This window comes from Gluconobacter sp. OJA (genome assembly GCF_039638325.1).
In the GTDB taxonomy this organism is placed as follows: Bacteria; Pseudomonadota; Alphaproteobacteria; order Acetobacterales; family Acetobacteraceae; genus Gluconobacter; species Gluconobacter cerinus.
The window spans coordinates 164772-182075 of the sequence record NZ_JBDIWI010000003.1 but is presented as its reverse complement, the minus strand read 5'-3'; the positions used below and the strand labels follow the sequence as shown (position 1 = coordinate 182075).

The window sequence follows — 17304 nt, the reverse complement described above, 5'->3', positions numbered from 1 at the left end:
ATCAACTACGGGGGAATAATGCTGCAGGCTGATGCGTCACCAGCGTTACACCCTGCATCGTATGGCCAGTTTCAAAAACAAGAGACGAGGCGCCACGATGGGGTAACTCCTGATAATTACTGAAAGAGGCAGGACTGTTTCCCGAGAAACCGGAACGTGTAAAGTCCTGCAACAGGGGCGCACCCAGGCTTTTCGTCAGGTCCTGCGACAGGAGAGACGGAGCATTGAAGCCGGGCGCAGCTGTTCCGGGAGACCGAACTGTTGAGGCGCTCATCCTTCCAAATGACACATCGCTTGCCAGGCCCTGTTTTCCGTTAGCAAGACTGACCGCTGACTGGGCCGTCACGGTATTTCCATTTTCCGTGATAAAAGTGGGCCTGCTGGTAAGCGAGATGGAGCTGACACCGGCCTGATCCAAGGATATGCTAGTATCCCTGCTACCGTCACCTGGTATCGACAGGGACAGTGCGTTCCATTCCTGATCCTGTGCCGAAATGATACCATCATGATTACTGTCGAGATGGTCGAGCGCGGCAAAGTCACGAACGGGCGCCAGTTGGTTTCCCTCACCCTGGACAAGGACACCCTCGCCAGGCGTAATCCAACCCGTTTCATTTCCATCAGTGAAATGATGAGAGGCTGTTGATGAGACCGTATGCAGCTGATCATTCTTATAGGAAATTACGATCGGATCCCAACTGTCTTCTTCATAGATATCGTCGTAAACCCACGATCCGTCATCATCAATTCCGTTCCCGATAAGCCCTGGCGAATCTGTGGTTATAATTTCCGGCCCTCCGGATTCTCCTGCTATGGGACCGTCCGGATCGTTGCTCACTGTAATCCGTGTCCCGCCTGCCTGAGGATAGGTTATTACGACCGGCTGGCCGGGAGCTGCGAAAACGGGCTTACCGTCCGGTCCTAAAGGTGCGGCATTCTGATTATTGGGATCTGGTGTCGGGATAGGATCGGCCGGAACAGGAGAGGCCGGACCAGGAGAGGCTGAAGGGGGCACATCAACAGGAGCAGCGTTAGTCGTGGGTTCTTCGGAAGTAGTTTGGTCTTCAAAACCGGTGTTTCCCAAAGGTTGTTGAATATTTTGTCCCGACACCCCTGAAAGAATGTCATTTTTTGCCCAGACTTCAACATTGTTACCCGCTTGAGTAACGGTAACGTGAGTATTGTCCTCGTTGAAAAGAATTTTACTATTTCCGTTAACGGTGCCGGAACTATTTCCGCCGAATGCCGCTACTGAACTCAATCCGGCTCCATTAAACGTATTGTTCTGTCCGTTAATAAAGGTTGTAGAATTTCCGCTAGGATTAATCGTGTTATCGTCGCCGTTGGCCGTGAAGGACTGGTTCGTGCTTCCGCCCATAAGCACTTTGGTCCCGTTTCCGGTAATGGAATCATTCGTACCCCAGACATAGGTGGTATTGCCCGCCTGAGAAAGGTAGGCATTAGAATTGTCGGCCAGAAGGTGGACGATTTGACCCGTGCCATTAACCTGAGCGGAGGAGTTTGCACCAATCGCGGCTACACTCCCGTTAGTCCCGTTGAAGGTATTGTTTTGTCCGTTAATAAAGGTTGTAGAATTTCCACTCGGATTGATCGAGTTATCGTTGCCGTTTGCTGTAAAGGACTGACTTTGCCCTGGGTCGACCGTGTTGCCGCCCATGAGGACTTTGGTTCCATTTCCAGAAATGGAATCATTCGTACCCCAGACATAGGTGGTATTGCCCGCCTGAGAAAGGTTGGCATTAGAATTGTCGGCCAGAAGGTGGACGATTTGACCCGTGCCATTAACCTGAGCGGAGGAGTTTGCACCAATCGCGGCTACACTCCCGTTAGTCCCGTTGAAGGTATTGTTTTGTCCGTTAATAAAGGTTGTAGAATTTCCACTCGGATTGATCGAGTTATCGTTGCCGTTTGCTGTAAAGGACTGACTTTGCCCTGGGTCGACCGTGTTGCCGCCCATGAGGACTTTGGTTCCATTTCCAGAAATGGAATCATTCGTACCCCAGACATAGGTGGTATTGCCCGCCTGAGAAAGGTTGGCATTAGAATTGTCGGCCAGAAGGTGGACGATTTGACCCGTGCCATTAACCTGAGCGGAGGAGTTTGCACCAATCGCGGCCACACTTCCATTAGTACCATTATACGTGTTGTTCTGTCCGTTGATAAATGTTTTTGATCCTGAACTGGAATTTATGGTATTATTTTTACCGGAAACAGAAATCGTACTTCCATCAAGAATATTCGCAACTCTGTTGTTATTGCCATTTATAGTTGTGATGTCCGGAGAAGCTACAATAACATTTGCATTTTGTGATGATATAGATTGATTTCCTCTAAAAACGTATTCAGTTGGAATGTTACCTTGATTGCCACTCATGTTTGAAACTTGACCGTTCGAAGATACAGTATAACTGTCCGTCTTTCCGTTCTGAACAAGTGTATACTCTGTCAGGTCTCCCGCATGTGATTGCGAGACCAGGAGTTCTCCACCGCCCTTCACTAAATACGTTCCGGCAGACAGGATGGCCCGTTCGCCCACCTGTGTACCTATTCCTAGGTCACTCCAGAATTGGGAGAAGTTCGAAACAAGGGGCGTACCCCCCTGCGAATGGTATAAATATTGCCCCAGTGCAGTTTGGGCGCCGATTAATCCGGCATCCATCAAATTGGCGATTGCCTCTGTCTGGGCTCCAATGGATTGATCTTTAATATATTGTGATTGAGTTGTTACATCGCGCAAGTCTTCACTGGTTGCATTAGGAATCCAGGTTCCATTTTGCAGTGCCGGCTCGTAGCCACTCCAGTGCACTGGATCCACGTTCAGTGCTTGATATGTATCAATATGAAATTGCGTAATTTGTGCAATACTTGCAGGCGCGCCAGAATTGATATCAATAGTTCTCATATCTGCTTGTGCAAGTTTTACCATCATCTGCTCGGTTTTTAACCCAACAGATTCTCCGGATTTAACACCTGCCTGCATATTGGCATTGGCTGTTATTCCGTTCATTCCAATATTCAAGGCAACGGAATAAGCTATAGTTGGGTAAGCCGAGAGACCATAACTGGACTGATCAGAGTAAAATTTGGCTACGTCCTGCTGGACCAGGTTCGCAGATGCATTGTTGTTATAATCCTGGTTGACGGCATTTATATCTGCCCGCAACTGAGTCAATTGTTGTGAAGAATAGGTTTTCAGCGTTGGATCCGGCATGGGCACACTCCAGAAAATTATTTATTGCAAAACAATTCCTTGGTGTTTCATCTTGTTACAAAGGCCACAAGGTGAAATACATTAAATAATCGTAATTGTATGAACTTTTCCGATTAACCGTAACCTTCCCATAAGGTCTCGATCTGGGCTTAAGCCGCCGTCACGAGGATATCTGGTCGAATGTGTGTGCGACCTAGACCCCCTTTTCGGAGCTGTTAGCCGATCAGGCGATGCAAAGTTTTCATTGCTTTTCACAAAAGTTGAGAGGGAGAACACAGGAGAGGCGTGCAAAGGGTCGTAATGCTCTGAAAGCAGAGCCATTTTGTGGAGAATAGGAAAGGGAAGCCGCCTTTTATCGCAATGTTCTCTCTTAAAAATTAACTTGCGTCCCGCGTTCGTTTGTTCTCTTTCTGTTCTCGTTAAGGAGAACAGTCATGACTTCGAACGCGCTGGCGCGTCTGCGCGAGCAGGTCCGATGCCTGGAGCGTCGGAGCCTGCATCATTCCCCCTTCCGGGTGCTGCCAACAGGCCTGCAACCGGTCGATAATCATCTGGGTGGTGGCCTCAAAACCGCCAGCCTGCATGACATCCTGGTGCCCGATCCGCTCGAGATCGGAGCCAGCCTCGCCCTGCTTCTGCCTCTGCTCGCGCGCAGTGGCCAGCCTGTTTTTTGGCTGGGGGCGGTTCCCCCTCAGCTTCATGCCTGGGGACTGCGTCAGACCGGGATGTCGCTCCGGCACCTGATCTGCGTTGAGAGCGATGACACCAGTGTTCTGGCCGTCGCCGAGGACATCCTGCGCGGTCCCGAGCGCGCCCTTGTCGTGATATCCGGTCCGCATATTCCCTCCCTGACAGAAGTGCGTCGTCTGAACCTCGCCGCCGAAAGCAGCGGGAATACCGGCTTCTTCCTGCGCCCTGTCAGCACCTCCCGCTCCTGCGGAAAAGACCCCTGTGCCTGCGCCACACGCTGGCAGGTTACTTCTCATCCTTCAGCCCCTCTCTGTCTGCCGGGACAGGTTCTGCCGCTTCCCGGCCCCCGCCGTCTTTCCGTCTCGCTGTTGCGGGTGCGTGGAGGACGTCCTGCCCACTGGCTCCTCGACTGTCCTGATCATGCGCCGTTTTCTCGCCCTGTGGCTTCCCTTCTGGCGCACCGAGCGCCTCCAGCTCTGCCAGCCGGATCATTACCCTCCCGGTCGCCCGCTTGTCGTGCACGCGCCTGAGCACAACCGCCAGACGCTCACGGCCGTCAATCCGGTGGCACTGGCGGCAGGGCTAAGACCCGGCCAGCCCCTGGCCCAGGCACGCAGCCTTGTGCCGGATCTGTTGTGCGCCGAACAGGACAACGAAGCCGATAACGAGGCCTTGTCAGCGCTGTGTTCCTGGCTGCTGTGGCTGTCGCCCCTGCCCGCTCTGGATGTGCCCGATGGCCTTTATAGCGACACAACCGGCTGTGCTCATCTCTATGGCGGCGAGGAGGCGATGTTGTCTCTCGTCCGGACGCGTCTTTCCGAAAAAGGTCATGTCTGCTCTCTCGCTTTGAGTGACAGTGCAGCGGCCTCGCGCGTTCTGGCACGCTCCCGCCTCGACCGGGCCTGTGTCATTCCGCCCGGTCAGCAGAAACAGGCTCTGGACCGACTGCCTTGCTCGGCCCTTCCGATTGCCCCGGAGACAGCATCCCATCTCAATCGCCTGGGACTGACAACCATTGGTGCGCTTGCGGCCCTTCCCCGCGCGCCTTTGGCCAAACGGTTCGGCGCGGAGCTTCTCACCTGTCTGGACGAAGCCCTTGGCCGTCAGACCAGGCCGCTGAACGTAGTTCAGGTGCGGGACCGGATCTCGCTCTCGCGCTCGCTTGTCGAACCTGTCGGCACGGCCGAGGCGATTGCGACCGTGATCGAGGCTCTTGTGCCGGAAGCCTGCGCCCTGCTCTCCCGTCGTGGTGAAGGCGCACGGCAGATCGATTTTCTCTGTGTGCGTGTCGACAGCACAGTCCAGGCCATCCGGGTGGGCACGTCCGATCCGACCTCGGATACGCCCCGCATCCTCCGTCTTCTCAAGGATCAGATTTCCCGGATTGAGCCCGGTTTTGGCATCGAGGCTGTCACGTTGACGATCAGCGCCAGCGAGCCCATGGAGGCCGGCCCGGATCGCCCGGTGCTCTCAGACCCGGAGGACTGTCAGGCGGACACACTGCCCGCGAGCCTCGTCGACCGGCTGATCAACCGCCCCGGGATCACATCCGTCTATCAGCTCGCGCCCCGGTTTTCCGCCTGGCCTGAAGACGGCCAGTCTCGCGTTTCTCCAGGCGACATGGCAAAACCGGCTCTCGCGAGCCAGATGCTCTGGGCGCGGCCGAACATCCTGTTCGATCTGCCCGTCCGGGTGCAGGTGACTGCCCTGCTCCCGGACGGTGCGCCCCGCCAGTTCGTCCTGAAACGTCAGACGCATCGCATCGCGGCAGCCGACGGCCCCGAACGTCTGCTGGGCGAGTGGTGGCACACGGCCGAACGCTATGGCGCAATCCGCGACTACTGGCAGGTCGAGACCACGACCGGCCTGCGCCTGTGGCTGTTTCGCCAAGGGGACGGACACCACGACTGGTCCGGATCGGGCGCGTGGTTTCTTCAGGGGGTGTTCTGATGGAGCCCCGTGACGATCTGATCCCTGCCAGTACCTCGGACGTGGCCGAAGTCCTGATGCACGCGCTGTGCTATGACGGACGCAGGCGGACGCATGACGCCGCCGAGCTGATGGCCCGTCTCGTGGCCGAACGGCTTGTCGCCTATCTGGAACGCTCGGGATTCGTGGTCATGCGCGCGCCGACCAGCAACGCTCCCGACAGCAGCCGGCACCCGCATCCGCACAGGCGCTGAGCCGTGAGCGCGCCTTACGTCGAACTGCAGGTGACATCCTCGTTTTCGTTCCTGCGCTCAGGCAGCCAGCCGGATGAACTGATGTTCCAGGCGAAAGCTCTGGGCTATGACACGATCGGTTTGGCCGACTGGAACACTGTTGCCGGGGTCATCCGCGCCCATCTGGCAGCGCGGGAGGCCGGTCTCCGTTTCCTACCCGGATGCCGTCTGGCTTTGCGCGATGGGAGCACGCTCCTGGCCTACCCCCGCAATCGCGCAGGCTGGGCGGGTCTGTGCCAGCTTCTGACGCTTGGTCATCATCGGGGCGAGCGGGATGTGTTCCTTCTGGGATGGGAGGATCTCATTACAGCGGCACCGGACCTCCTCCTGATCCTCTTGCCGCCCGAGGACCTGGCGGCGTTTCCCGGGCACGTTCAGAGCCTGCTGGCTCTGCCACGACAAAGGACGGGCGAAGAAGAAATCCGGTTTCTCGCGCTGACGATGTTTCGAGAGCCGGGAGACCAAGCGCGGCTTCACGCGCTCGCGGCGTTCAGTGCGGCACAAGGTCTGGCCTGCGTTGTGACGGGAGATGTGCTCTACCACGATGCGCGCCGTCACGTTCTTCAGGACGTCGTCACGGCGATCCGGGAAGGCTGCACAGTCGATGCTCTCGGCGACCGCCGTCACGTTCACGCCGATCGCCACCTGAAAGCCCCTGAAGAGCAGGCACGCCTGTTCGCCGCCTTTCCGGACGCCCTGGCCAACACGCGACGGATTGCCGAGGCCTGTGCTTTCAGTCTCGACGACCTGACGTACCAGTATCCGACCGAAACCGAGCGCACAGGCGAAAGCGCGCAGCAGACCCTGACACGCCTGGTCCAGGCCGCGCTACCGCGTCGCTACCCGGCCGGGGCGCCGCCTGAGGTCGAGACGCAGATTGCCCACGAGCTGAAGCTGATCGGCTCTCTGGCCTACGCGCCGTATTTCCTGACCGTGAATACGATCGTGCGTCATGCCCGCTCGCTTGGCATTGTCTGTCAGGGGCGGGGGTCTGCCGCGAACTCTGCCGTCTGCTACGTCCTGGGAATCACCAGTATTGATCCGGTCCGCTCCGGCCTGCTGTTCGAGCGGTTCATCTCGGCTGAACGGCAGGAACCGCCAGACATCGACGTGGATTTCGAGAGTGACCGCCGAGAAGAGGTCATCCAGTGGATCTACCGGCATTACGGTCGCCACCGCGCGGCTCTGTGCGCGACCGTGCAGCGCTATCAGCCCAAAGGGGCGTTGCGGGAAGTGGGTAAGGTCCTGGGGCTCCCGGAAGATCTGACCGGCCAGCTTTCAAAACACATCGCTTCATCGTTAGCCGATCCCGATCTGTGCAAGGCGCGTGCGGCCGATCTTGGCCTGAACCTGAAGGATCGCCGACTCAGTCTAACGTTCCATCTCGCACGTCTGCTTCTGGGCTTTCCCCGCCAGCTCGGCACCCATCCGGGCGGGTTTGTGCTAACCAAGGATCACCTGGATGAACTCGTCCCCCTGATGCCAACCGCCATGGACGGGCGGCAGATCATCGTCTGGGATAAGGATGACATCGACGTCCTGCGCTTCATGAAGGTGGACGTTCTGGGACTGGGAATGCTCGGCTGTCTGCGTCGCGGGTTTGAGCTGTTGCACACCGTGTATCAGACCCGCATGGATCTCGCTTCGATCCCGCCCGAGGATCCGCAGACCTATCGCATGATCCAAAAAGCGGACACGCTCGGCACGTTCCAGATCGAAAGCCGGGCGCAGATGTCCATGCTCCCGCGCATGAAGCCCCGGACTTTTTATGATCTGGTCATTCAGGTGGCGATCGTCCGGCCAGGGCCGATCCAGGGAGATATGGTCCATCCCTATCTCCGCAGAAGAGAGAAACTGGAACCTGTCACCTATCCGTCCGAGACCCTGCGCGGCATCCTCGGGAAAACACTCGGTGTCCCGCTGTTCCAGGAGCAGGCCATGCAGGTGGCCATCCACTGCGCAGGCTTTACGCCAGGCGAAGCCGACCAGCTCCGCCGCGCGATGGCGACGTTCAAAATGACAGGTGGCGTCTCGCCGTTCCGGGACAAGCTGGTGAACGGGATGCTGGCCAATGGCTATGAGCAGGACTTTGCCGAGCAGACCTTCGCGCAGCTCGAAGGTTTTGGCAGTTACGGCTTCCCCGAAAGCCACGCCGCCTCCTTTGCCCTGATCGCCTATGCGTCAGCCTGGATGAAATGCCATTACCCGGATGTGTTCTGCGCGGCCCTGCTGAACAGCCAGCCGATGGGATTTTATGCGCCCTCGCAGATTGTTCAGGACGCACAGCGCCACGGGGTCGAGGTCCGGCCGATCTGTATCAACGCCTCACGATGGGATTGCACACTGGAGCGCGGCCGGAACGGACGGCATGCGGCAGTCCGGCTGGGGCTCAGGATGGTGCGCGGGCTGGCGAACGGCCATGGGGCCGCCCTGATCGCGGCCCGGATGCCGGACTATGAGAGCATTGACGATGTCTGGCGCCGTGCGGATGTGCCGGTCTCGGCCCTGGAATGTCTGGCGGAAGCAGATGCCTTCCGGGTGTTTGGACAAATGCGCCGTGCTGCGCTCTGGTCGATCAAGGGTCTCGCCGATACCGCCCTGCCGCTGTTTGAGGCGGCGGATCGGGGCCGGAACTTTCCGCTTCCGGAGGTGATCGAGCCGGAGATTGCCTTGCCGCAAATGTCAGAGCGGGCGTCGGTGCATGAAGATTACCGGACGACGGGACTCAGTCTGAACGGGCATCCCGTCGCGTTTCTACGGGAGGGCCTGCGAAAGGAAGGGATCGTGCGTTGCGGGGATCTCCCTTATCTGCGGGATGGGCGTCGGATCCAGCTCACCGGGTTGGTGTTGATGCGGCAGAAGCCAGGGACGGCCAACGGCACCATGTTCGTCACGATCGAGGACGAGACCGGAACGGCCAATCTGATTGTCTGGAAGGATGTGCAGGAGAGCTTCCGCCGTCCTCTTCTCGCCTCCCGTCTTCTGGCCTGCAAGGGGCGGCTTCAGAAGGAAGGTGATGTGATTCATGTCGTTGTGCTCAGCCTGGAAGACCGCACGCCGTTGCTTCAGGGATCGGAGCTGTTGAAGGCACGGGACTTTCGGTAGGGGACAACACCGGCTCGGCCGATTTTATTTTAAGAATGAAGGCATTGTTGTTGGTGTTGAACCTGTGGCGTTGTGGGCAGAGCCGCGGCCTGTGGTCAGCCTGCAGGGCTGTCCAGCAGGACGCGAGCGGCCGTGGAACGGCTGTCCATAAATCCACAGGCTTTATGATCAGGTTGATCTCCGACATCGATTGCGTCGGCCGCATCGTTCATCATCAGTTCCAGTCAAGTTGCCCACCGGCGCCTGAATGGCTTATCGGCGTCCATGTCGCGATGAACGAGTCCAGCGCGCCAAAATTATACGCGAGCGCGAACAAGGCTGTGCCCACGATAAGTCCGATGAAAAGCTCTCTCATTGCTATATTATCCCTTACCCGAAAAGCCTGCATAATCTGTTCCGTCTGCAATGTACTGACAAAGACCCAGAACCGCACGGGATGCATCCTCTGCGTCCCGCGGCCCTTCCAGCCACCCCGCTTGGTAATTTTCGGATATCAATGACCAGACCTGATATGCGATTTTCGGACTAACCTCGATCCCGAGCCGTGCAAGTCCTTTGGTAACGACACCCGCGTCCGCAACTTCTACCGCCGCAGCGAAATCGTACTCGTCGGATCCGTCAGCATTTTCCGTTGCCCTGGTGACAAGGGCTTGAAGGGTGGGGCGAAGGGATGCCGGAAAGCTAACCTCGGTCGTATCGTTGTCACTGGTCATCGCCACTCACCTTCAAGAACTCATGGAACTCGTCATAATGTGGTTCCAGGGGCGGGATAACGGTAATTGCTCTGCCCCCGGCTAGCTTCAGGCTGGCCCTGACTACCGATCCGATCTGTGCGTCGCTCATGTCCCGTGACAAGGTGATTACGCCTTGGCCCGCACCAAACCTTCCCTTGAGGACATCCAGCATATCGATTTCGTCGGTCGTTTCCTTGTCGATCATAGCACTTCCTCCAACCAGTTTTCGACCTTCAGCCCTCTGACGCGGCTGAACTCACGGACATTGTTCGTCACCAAAATGGCTTTGAGCGTGTATGCGTGGGCCGCGATCAATAAATCATTCATGCCGATTGTTTGCCCTGCTGCTTCGAGCTCCGCCCGAATGCCTCCGTATTCGCCATCTACTGGAATATCGAGTGGTAATACCGGTACAAAAGCCAGTACGCTTTCAACGCGGGCCAGGAGTTTTGGAGAGCCCTTTTTTGCACATCCGTATCGCAGCTCCGCGGCTACAATGATGCTGGTACATAAGTCGGCCGGATCAAGCTGTTCGAGATGCTTTGCTGCCGACCCAGAGGGGTTGCGGACAAGATCGCTGATAATATTTGTATCAAGAAGATAGGCGCTCACAGGATATCTTCTGGCTTGGCGGCTACATCCAGAACTTCCGGGAAGTCGTCCTCGGGTGCCAGAGGGGGCTCTTCTCGCCATGCTGCGAGGAGTTCGCTCAGCGAAGATGGAGCTTTGACCGGCTCAATCACCAGTCTTTCCCCATCGCGTCGGATAAGCGCGCGGTCTCCCGGCAGTTCAAATTCGACAGGAATACGGACTGCCTGGCTGCGATTATTCCGAAAGAGTTTTACTTCCCTTGGGCGCGGGGGAATTTCCGGGACCGGCATGGCTGCCTCCTGCTTGTATATGCCATATTGTATATGCCGTTTTCCTTTGAAGATCAAGAATTGAAAACGGTTGGTCTCTCAAGGTCCTGGCGAAAAAAGGGCAGTGAAGAGAACTGCATCAGGCGATTTTGTTTAGAAAATAGGAGGGACTTTTGTTGGTGTTGAACCTGAGGAGTTGTGGGCAGAACCGCGTCTGTGGTCAGCATGATGGGCTGTCCAACAGGATGCGCGCGACCGTGAAACGGCTGTCCATAAATCCACAGGTTTTGCGTTCGATACCGGCCCTCAAACAGGGTGATTTTCGAAATCGCATGGGTCGAAGGACTCAGTCTGTTTTCTCTCTAGGTCCTCGACAATCACCCTGGCTCGTTCAGCAAGGGCAAGCATATCCGGAAACCAGCACAAGTCTGCCTCTACCGCCTTATGGATCGCGTTCGTATCATCGACGAAGCGCTCTAACGTCGATATATACTGGGCCTTGAGTGATGCCTCATCGGGAGCCGTGAGGATCGCCTGATCAGTCATACCGCGTCCTCCAACCGGTTTTCGACATTCATTGGCGTTTTGCCGGCTCTTCAAGCTCTACGACAAAGACCCGAGCGTTCGCGTAGGGTGTAGCGGACGGATCAGGATGCGTGATGATGTCTGAACCGGCAGCGGCAGCAAGTAATGTGCCAAAATATGGATCATTTTCTTCTGCGATCGAGAGCACCTCGTTCGCGCTGACGGACGCGCCGAACTGTTTCCCGAGCTTGCTCAGGATATAGTTGTCCAGCACCGCATGAATCATGAAGGGCTGATTTCGAAGAGACAGCAGAGTTAACAAATTTTCTGGCATGTCTTCTTCAGGCTCAGCCTCCATGACGGCCTCCACGTTATCAAGCAGAACGTGGAGCACCACACCATATACCGTGATCTCCAACGCACGCTGCGCCTCTGTCTCCGTATTATTCACGGCTGTATTCCCTGTTCGCTGCACGACATCAGTTGGACTTTGAGTTGGGAAACGGATGTTTCCCAACACGCTCATCGTCACCGTGGCTCAGCACGGGCTTAAAAAGGCTTAATTCGCTTTGCCCGATAGCACCGCCTGATTGGCGGCCACAGCTTTTTGCGAGCTGATTGAGTTCAAATCATCTGCCGTTGCGCCCGCCTGAACCTTGGCCTTGCCCGTCTGAACCTGCTGCAACCCGGTCGTCGCTTCTTGGGCCATGTTATCCAGGCTGATCGCGCCAGCGGCTTCCGCCGCCTTCGGTGCAACGGCCTTTTCATAAATGATTGGTGCGCCATCGGCCGTCGTGGTCGGCGCACCCGGAGCGGGTGCCACGGCCTCTACAGGCGCAGGCGCGACAGCAACCGGTGTGACGCTCACAGGCTGACCGGGCTGTGCTGTCACCTCAGCCTGAAGAGACGGTACAGCCGGTGCTGCGACAACAGGCGTGCTGTACGCCGTGCGGTTAATGATCAGGTGATCGGGGCCGGTGGAATCCGTCGGATCCTTGTCATAGATGTCGACCAGCTTGTCGTTACTGCCAAAGCAGAACAGAACCGTATGCAACTGCGGACGGGTGCCAGCCTTCACCGGTGCCCAGATGACCTGCGCCAACCCAAGGGTTGCAACACTGGTGACAACTTCACCCGCCTTCATGGCAGCGCGGCCGCCAGCCGTCAGGCCGGTCGTGTAAATCTTGTAGATATCGCAGGACCGACCGTTTTTCTGGATCGTACCCTCAGCCTTACCGACCGTGCTGACAACGCCAAACCGGTCCGTGTTCTGATTGAACTGACTGAGCAGCACGGGCTCAGGCGCGGGCATCCCGCTGCTGCAGGCCGCCAGAAGCAGAAGGGCAGAGCTGGAGAAAAGTGTTTTTGAAATGGCTTTCAGTGTCATGACGGACCTGTCGATCACGGTCCCCGCCTGACAAACGGGGACACAGTATGTTGCGTTAGGAAAAGTAATAACCGATTGCTCTTATACGTCAATAAGCGATTTCGGTTATTATCAAATTGACACTGACGCCTGCTCCCGTGTAGCGAGGGTCCATGGGAAGACCACCACTCGATATCAAACTCACATCCGTGCGCCTGAATTCCTCCGCGCGAGAGCGGATCGTCCGTCTTGTCGGACAAGGGGGCATGGCGGAGTTTATCCGGGAGGCCGTTGAGAAAGAGTTAAAGCGTCGCGAGCAGTCTCTTCGACGTCAGGGCGATCCGCCTTCAGATCCCTGACGGCTTCTGCCAGCCCTGCCCCCAGAAGCAGAAAGGCAATCCCGCCAAGCGGCATGTTCAGAAAAGCGCTCTGTGACGACAGAGGCCACTCATGCAGCACAGCGGCCCCGAAGAGACCGACACGCCAGGCAATCTCTGCTGCGGAAAGACCGGTCTGCCTCCTGGCGGTGCGTCCCAGAACACGCCACCAGCTTCCGATCATCGCGACGAACAGGACGGCGCCTAAAAATCCGCTGTTGGTGGCGGCTTCGAGCACATGATTATGGGTGTGCTGAACACACACAGACACCCCGCCTCCATCCGGTTGGAGATGGCTCGGACCGGGCTTCAGAAACACCTCAGAACGGCAGTAGTGCCGGAACGCATCGTCCCCTAACCCCATGACCGGATGCGCTTCGATCATCACGGCCGCGCGGTTGTAAATCTGCCCATACGGAGAGCTGGCGAAGTGGGTAAGCTGGGTGTGTGTCTTTGTCACCAGATGACCGAAAGCGTCCGGGGACACGAACGCCAGAAGTCCAATGAGAACCGGACTGGCAACCAGAAGCGCGAGCGCAGGACGCCGCAGGGTCGGGAGCACCATAGCACAGACCGCTGTGCCAAGAAGAAATGTCGCCAGGGACATTCGCTGGCCTGCCAGTACCAGCAATCCGAGAACCGGCAGAAGAACCGCGCCCGTCAGAAGCGTTTTTCGCCAGGAGCGTGTCGCCCGCTGTCCCAACAGCGCCCCCACAAACAGGGCAGCCGGAAGACCCAGAAGAGCGAAAGGCGCAGACACGCGCGGCTTGTCGTAGGGGCCAGTGAGTGTCCCATCACCAAAACGCGGATTGCCAAACAGGTTATGGCCCGTGATCGCCTGAAGCAGCATCTGCCCACCCAGATACAGCACGCAGGCGACCACCAAACGGCGACACCATGTCCAGGTCCGGGGATCCTGTAACGTCCAGAACGCCAGAGCGAATGCCGCGACCGGAAAGCGGATGGCCAACAGCGCCTGGGTGAAACTGGCAGTCGCCTCTGCTGGAACTGGCACCTGACGTGGCAGGGAACACAGAACCAGCCACCCCCACCAGACAAGGGCCGGCCAGACGAAACCCTGACGACACCAGTGCCACTCGCGGGTCAGGGCGCTCCGAAGCAGAAATCCGACGGCGAGCCCATCCAGACAGCCCTCGGCGAGACCGCGCCAATGCACCAGAAACAGCGGCAGAACCAGAGTGGTCAGTGCGCCGAGACGATCCAGAACGCGCAGAAGAGTGGGCTTTTCAAACACCATCCTGTCAGATCCAGCTCGCTCGCGTTTTCGGTCCCTGCACGCCTACGGCGGCCAGCGAGACACCGGCCTCGGCCAGCATCCCCACTTCCCGGGTGCGATGATCCCGCAGTGCATACAGGCTGCGATCAAGGAACAGGGTGTTTCGGGCTCCGCGTTCGATCAGGGAGCGGAAATAGGCATCCCGGAACCGGATGACAGCGCCACGCTCCAGCCGGGACGCCATGACGATGACGGCGACGGCCGCCTGCAACCGGCCGAGGACGACGCAAGCCTGCGACCAGGCATGACAGGTTACACCCACCTGCCCCGACAGATACTCGGCGGCCTCGATCAGCTGCTCGGCACTCGGCCGACCGGTGGAACAAAGATCCCGCAGGCTGCTGCAGATTTCCAGATAGAACGTCGCCGTGCCCTTGAACCCGCGCAACGCTGTCCGGTCATACACACTCGAACGGTCGGTTCCGGAACTCGGCCCTTCACACCGCATTTCTTCAATGCGAATGCCGCTTTTAGCGGCTACGTGATCTACTTTTTTAGAAGATTGAATGTTTTTAGTATTTGTATAGTGGGCCCCGTTTTGAGGACCCATGGGCCTCATTTCTGCTGGATACGACGTTGAAAAAACACCGTTTTCCACAGGCGCGTTATCCGGCCCGGATTCACGCTCGGCACACTGCCCGGCCAGAGCCGCAGAAAGGGCCAGCATCTCCCGGTACAGCCCCTCCAGAGTACCGAGCTGAACCGTCCTCAGACGGCTGCGCATGATCCCCACTGCCTGCTCAAGGATGGCCTCCAGTCCGAGGGTTTCGGCCTGGGCACGGACCGTGTCGTTCAGGCTGGCAATGTTGTCGCGCAGAAAGGACACGCGCTGGCGCAGTCGCCGCTGTTCCGCGCTCAGGGCCAGCAGATCCGGCCAGCGATAGCGCAGGGACGCCAGATTGAAGCCAACCTGCGTCTGGCCTTCCTCCGCCTGCCATCGTCGGCCGCGCTGTCCGTTGCGTCCGTCCTGCGGCACCAGAAGCCGCGCGTCCGCCAGCTCCCGGATGTGCCGCTGCAGTGTACTGCGCGACAGTCCTGTCCAGGACATGAGCGTGGTGTTGTGCGCGTAGATGAAGGGCGTCTCAAGCGCCGTCCAGGCGTCCGGAGAGGTCTTCTCCACCATGATGATCAGCGTCGAGGCTGCTCCCCGGCTGACGGGCAGGACACCGCGGAGGGATTTCAGCATGTTCAGCATATCCCGTTTGCCGGGTTCAGCCGGGACGGGGGTGGTCAGTTCGTCGCGTGCGGCCAGCATGGCCTCACTAATCCGGCGTCGGCCACGCCGTGTGCACGGGGCCTGCGCCCTCTGCGTCTGTGCAGAATGCTCCATTGATCGGTCCGGTCTGGGGGTGAGAGGACCACCTCACGGCCGGACACCAGACAAAACGCTCCCGTTCGCAATTTAGTGCTTGCGTTTCGAAAAGAGCTGACGCTAGATGAATTTACTAATTTCTCACCTAGCAACTGTTTTGCCGGAGCCCTGGCTCTTCCGATCGCCAAATCGGAGGAGGCGGGGTTTTTGGTTTGTGGGCGCTACGTCATCGGGGGTCCTCTGGATCGACTCGCTGGCGCCGCCCACAGGGACGTCTCCAGACATCCGGGCATCGTGCCTCCGTTTGGGCGCTGCAACAACCTCGAAAGCGTCTGCTCAGAAAAATAATTGAGTAAAAACGGGCATTTAGTGTGTCCATTTTGGCGCGCTATTTTCAACTTGTGACGGCCTCCGAAGCCCCGCTGCCCATGCGGCTGGCCACCGTCTGCTGGTACTGGCCTACCGTCCAGCCACTCATATTGTTGGCCGCGAGCGTCTTGGCGGAGACATACTGGCTGAGTGGCGTACTCGCATTTGACTCGGTTGCAATGGCGGCGCCGGCCTTGGTGCCGAACATGTAGGCCCCATACACCTGCGTTCCGGTGGCCGGAGCCCCTGTCGAGCGATTCACGGCGGACGCGTAATCACTGATGATAGCGCTCGCCACCTTGGCCTGAGCAACGGGATCGGAGCGGTCCGCGGCACTCAGACCGAGTTCTGAGGCATACTGGTTCCAGGTGCCGTCCGTGACCTGCCAGACTCCCTGAGCACTCGAGGACGTATTCCCGACATTCTGGAAATGGCTCTCGATCTGCCCGAACGCCGCCAGCGTGTCCGGATTGATCCCGGCCGCCTGCGCCGCAGCAACCGCGTCTGCCCCATAGGTCTGTGCCATCAGCGTCCCATACGCATCCGCCGTGCCCCACGCGCCCTGATACGAGGATGTGGCGGTGGTCCCGCCAGTCGTTGTCGCGGTCGATGGCCGCGTAAAGACGGGCGATCCGGGTTCCGGGTTGGTCGGCACGATCTGCTCAGGCACTGCCCCGAAAGCCGCCGTGACAGGACTGCTCATGCCGAAGGTCAGCAGCGTCAGAACCGGGAAGGCTTTCACTTGGCCGGATGCGTAAACAGGACCATCCCGGCCGCGTTCTCACCAGAGACAACACAGGCCGGGGACGCGCCGTCCACGAGCGGGCGATAGGCCACGACATCGGCCTCCGGGATCCAGGCAAACGTCGTCCCCGAGCGCAGAACCTGCCGCCAGCCCTGAAAGACCGTGTCCGTCACCGCGATCTGCGGAGCGGCTGTTCCAACATGGACCGCACCACGACGCGGCTCGGCAAAAAGCGGCTCGAAGTCGTGGGCGGGACTGCGGCAGGTCACGGGAACCGGCGTGGCGTGCAGCGCCTGCGGGGCCTGTGTGACTGTCGGGGGCGGACCCCAGTTGCGGGAACCGATCTCCGACTGACGCTCCTGCGACAGCCTGTCCAGCTGCTCCGGCGTCAGATGCTGCGCTGAGGCCTGGGAGACCAGGGGGGCCGCCAGCGAAACACAGACGGCGAGCCAGAAGCGAAAGCGCATGGT

17 protein-coding genes are annotated in these 17304 nt (G+C 58.4%); 4 read left to right on the top strand and 13 right to left on the bottom strand.

The genetic code is table 11. The annotated features are described in order from the left end of the window. Position 1 precedes the first annotated feature (1 nt). Positions 2-3232 (bottom strand): hypothetical protein, encoded by a 3231-nt coding sequence (locus ABDK75_RS14900; protein ID WP_346006297.1) that lies wholly within the window; start codon positions 3230-3232, stop codon positions 2-4. A 434-nt stretch (positions 3233-3666) separates the two neighbouring features. Between ABDK75_RS14900 and ABDK75_RS14895 the strand changes: the two genes are divergently transcribed. The 4 genes from ABDK75_RS14895 to ABDK75_RS14880 are packed head-to-tail and all read left to right on the top strand — an operon-like array spanning position 3667 to position 9249. Next, a complete protein-coding gene (locus ABDK75_RS14895) occupies positions 3667-4452 on the top strand; it encodes an ImuA family protein (protein WP_061928333.1) in 786 nt (261 codons plus the stop codon). After that, positions 4343-5872 carry a DNA polymerase Y family protein gene (locus tag ABDK75_RS14890; RefSeq protein ID WP_082905254.1) on the top strand — a complete coding sequence of 510 codons (1530 nt, stop codon included), beginning with the start codon at positions 4343-4345 and terminating at the stop codon, positions 5870-5872. Before ABDK75_RS14895 ends, ABDK75_RS14890 begins: the two co-directional genes overlap by 110 nt. Then, entirely contained in the window at positions 5848-6105 is a 258-nt protein-coding gene (locus ABDK75_RS14885; protein ID WP_234781688.1) for a hypothetical protein, read from the top strand. Before ABDK75_RS14890 ends, ABDK75_RS14885 begins: the two co-directional genes overlap by 25 nt. Positions 6106-6108: 3 nt before the next feature. Then, entirely contained in the window at positions 6109-9249 is a 3141-nt protein-coding gene (locus tag ABDK75_RS14880) for an error-prone DNA polymerase (RefSeq protein WP_346006296.1), read from the top strand. A gap of 214 nt (positions 9250-9463) precedes the next feature. Here ABDK75_RS14880 and ABDK75_RS14875 read toward each other — a convergent pair whose 3' ends face one another. The 12 genes from ABDK75_RS14875 to ABDK75_RS14820 form a co-directional block, all read right to left on the bottom strand. Further along, complete coding sequence (locus ABDK75_RS14875) at positions 9464-9604, bottom strand: hypothetical protein (RefSeq protein WP_156471952.1); 141 nt, start codon at positions 9602-9604, stop codon at positions 9464-9466. A gap of 7 nt (positions 9605-9611) precedes the next feature. Then, positions 9612-9962 (bottom strand): hypothetical protein, encoded by a 351-nt coding sequence (locus tag ABDK75_RS14870; RefSeq protein ID WP_061928494.1) that lies wholly within the window; start codon positions 9960-9962, stop codon positions 9612-9614. Further along, entirely contained in the window at positions 9952-10188 is a 237-nt protein-coding gene (locus ABDK75_RS14865; protein WP_061928498.1) for a hypothetical protein, read from the bottom strand. Before ABDK75_RS14865 ends, ABDK75_RS14870 begins: the two co-directional genes overlap by 11 nt. After that, positions 10185-10595, bottom strand: coding sequence for a type II toxin-antitoxin system VapC family toxin (locus ABDK75_RS14860; protein ID WP_061928500.1), 411 nt, complete (start codon positions 10593-10595; stop codon positions 10185-10187). The genes ABDK75_RS14865 and ABDK75_RS14860 overlap by 4 nt, the downstream gene beginning before the upstream one ends. After that, complete coding sequence (locus ABDK75_RS14855) at positions 10592-10864, bottom strand: antitoxin (protein WP_061928502.1); 273 nt, start codon at positions 10862-10864, stop codon at positions 10592-10594. Before ABDK75_RS14855 ends, ABDK75_RS14860 begins: the two co-directional genes overlap by 4 nt. Positions 10865-11149: 285 nt before the next feature. Next, positions 11150-11389, bottom strand: coding sequence for a hypothetical protein (locus tag ABDK75_RS14850; protein ID WP_061928504.1), 240 nt, complete (start codon positions 11387-11389; stop codon positions 11150-11152). A gap of 28 nt (positions 11390-11417) precedes the next feature. Next, a complete protein-coding gene (locus tag ABDK75_RS14845; protein WP_234781697.1) occupies positions 11418-11819 on the bottom strand; it encodes a hypothetical protein in 402 nt (133 codons plus the stop codon). 108 nt (positions 11820-11927) lie between these two features. After that, entirely contained in the window at positions 11928-12773 is an 846-nt protein-coding gene (locus tag ABDK75_RS14840) for a hypothetical protein (protein ID WP_234781698.1), read from the bottom strand. A 237-nt stretch (positions 12774-13010) separates the two neighbouring features. After that, positions 13011-14369 (bottom strand): O-antigen ligase family protein, encoded by a 1359-nt coding sequence (locus tag ABDK75_RS14835; RefSeq protein ID WP_346006295.1) that lies wholly within the window; start codon positions 14367-14369, stop codon positions 13011-13013. A 4-nt stretch (positions 14370-14373) separates the two neighbouring features. After that, the gene (gene repC, locus ABDK75_RS14830) at positions 14374-15738 is read right to left on the bottom strand and encodes a replication initiation protein RepC (RefSeq protein ID WP_346006294.1); all 1365 of its coding nucleotides are present in this window, start codon (positions 15736-15738) and stop codon (positions 14374-14376) included. A gap of 376 nt (positions 15739-16114) precedes the next feature. Further along, positions 16115-16792, bottom strand: coding sequence for a transglycosylase SLT domain-containing protein (locus ABDK75_RS14825; RefSeq protein WP_346006293.1), 678 nt, complete (start codon positions 16790-16792; stop codon positions 16115-16117). A gap of 35 nt (positions 16793-16827) precedes the next feature. After that, positions 16828-17301: a hypothetical protein gene (locus tag ABDK75_RS14820; RefSeq protein WP_346006292.1), complete on the bottom strand. Its 474-nt coding sequence runs from the start codon at positions 17299-17301 to the stop codon at positions 16828-16830. Positions 17302-17304 lie beyond the last annotated feature (3 nt).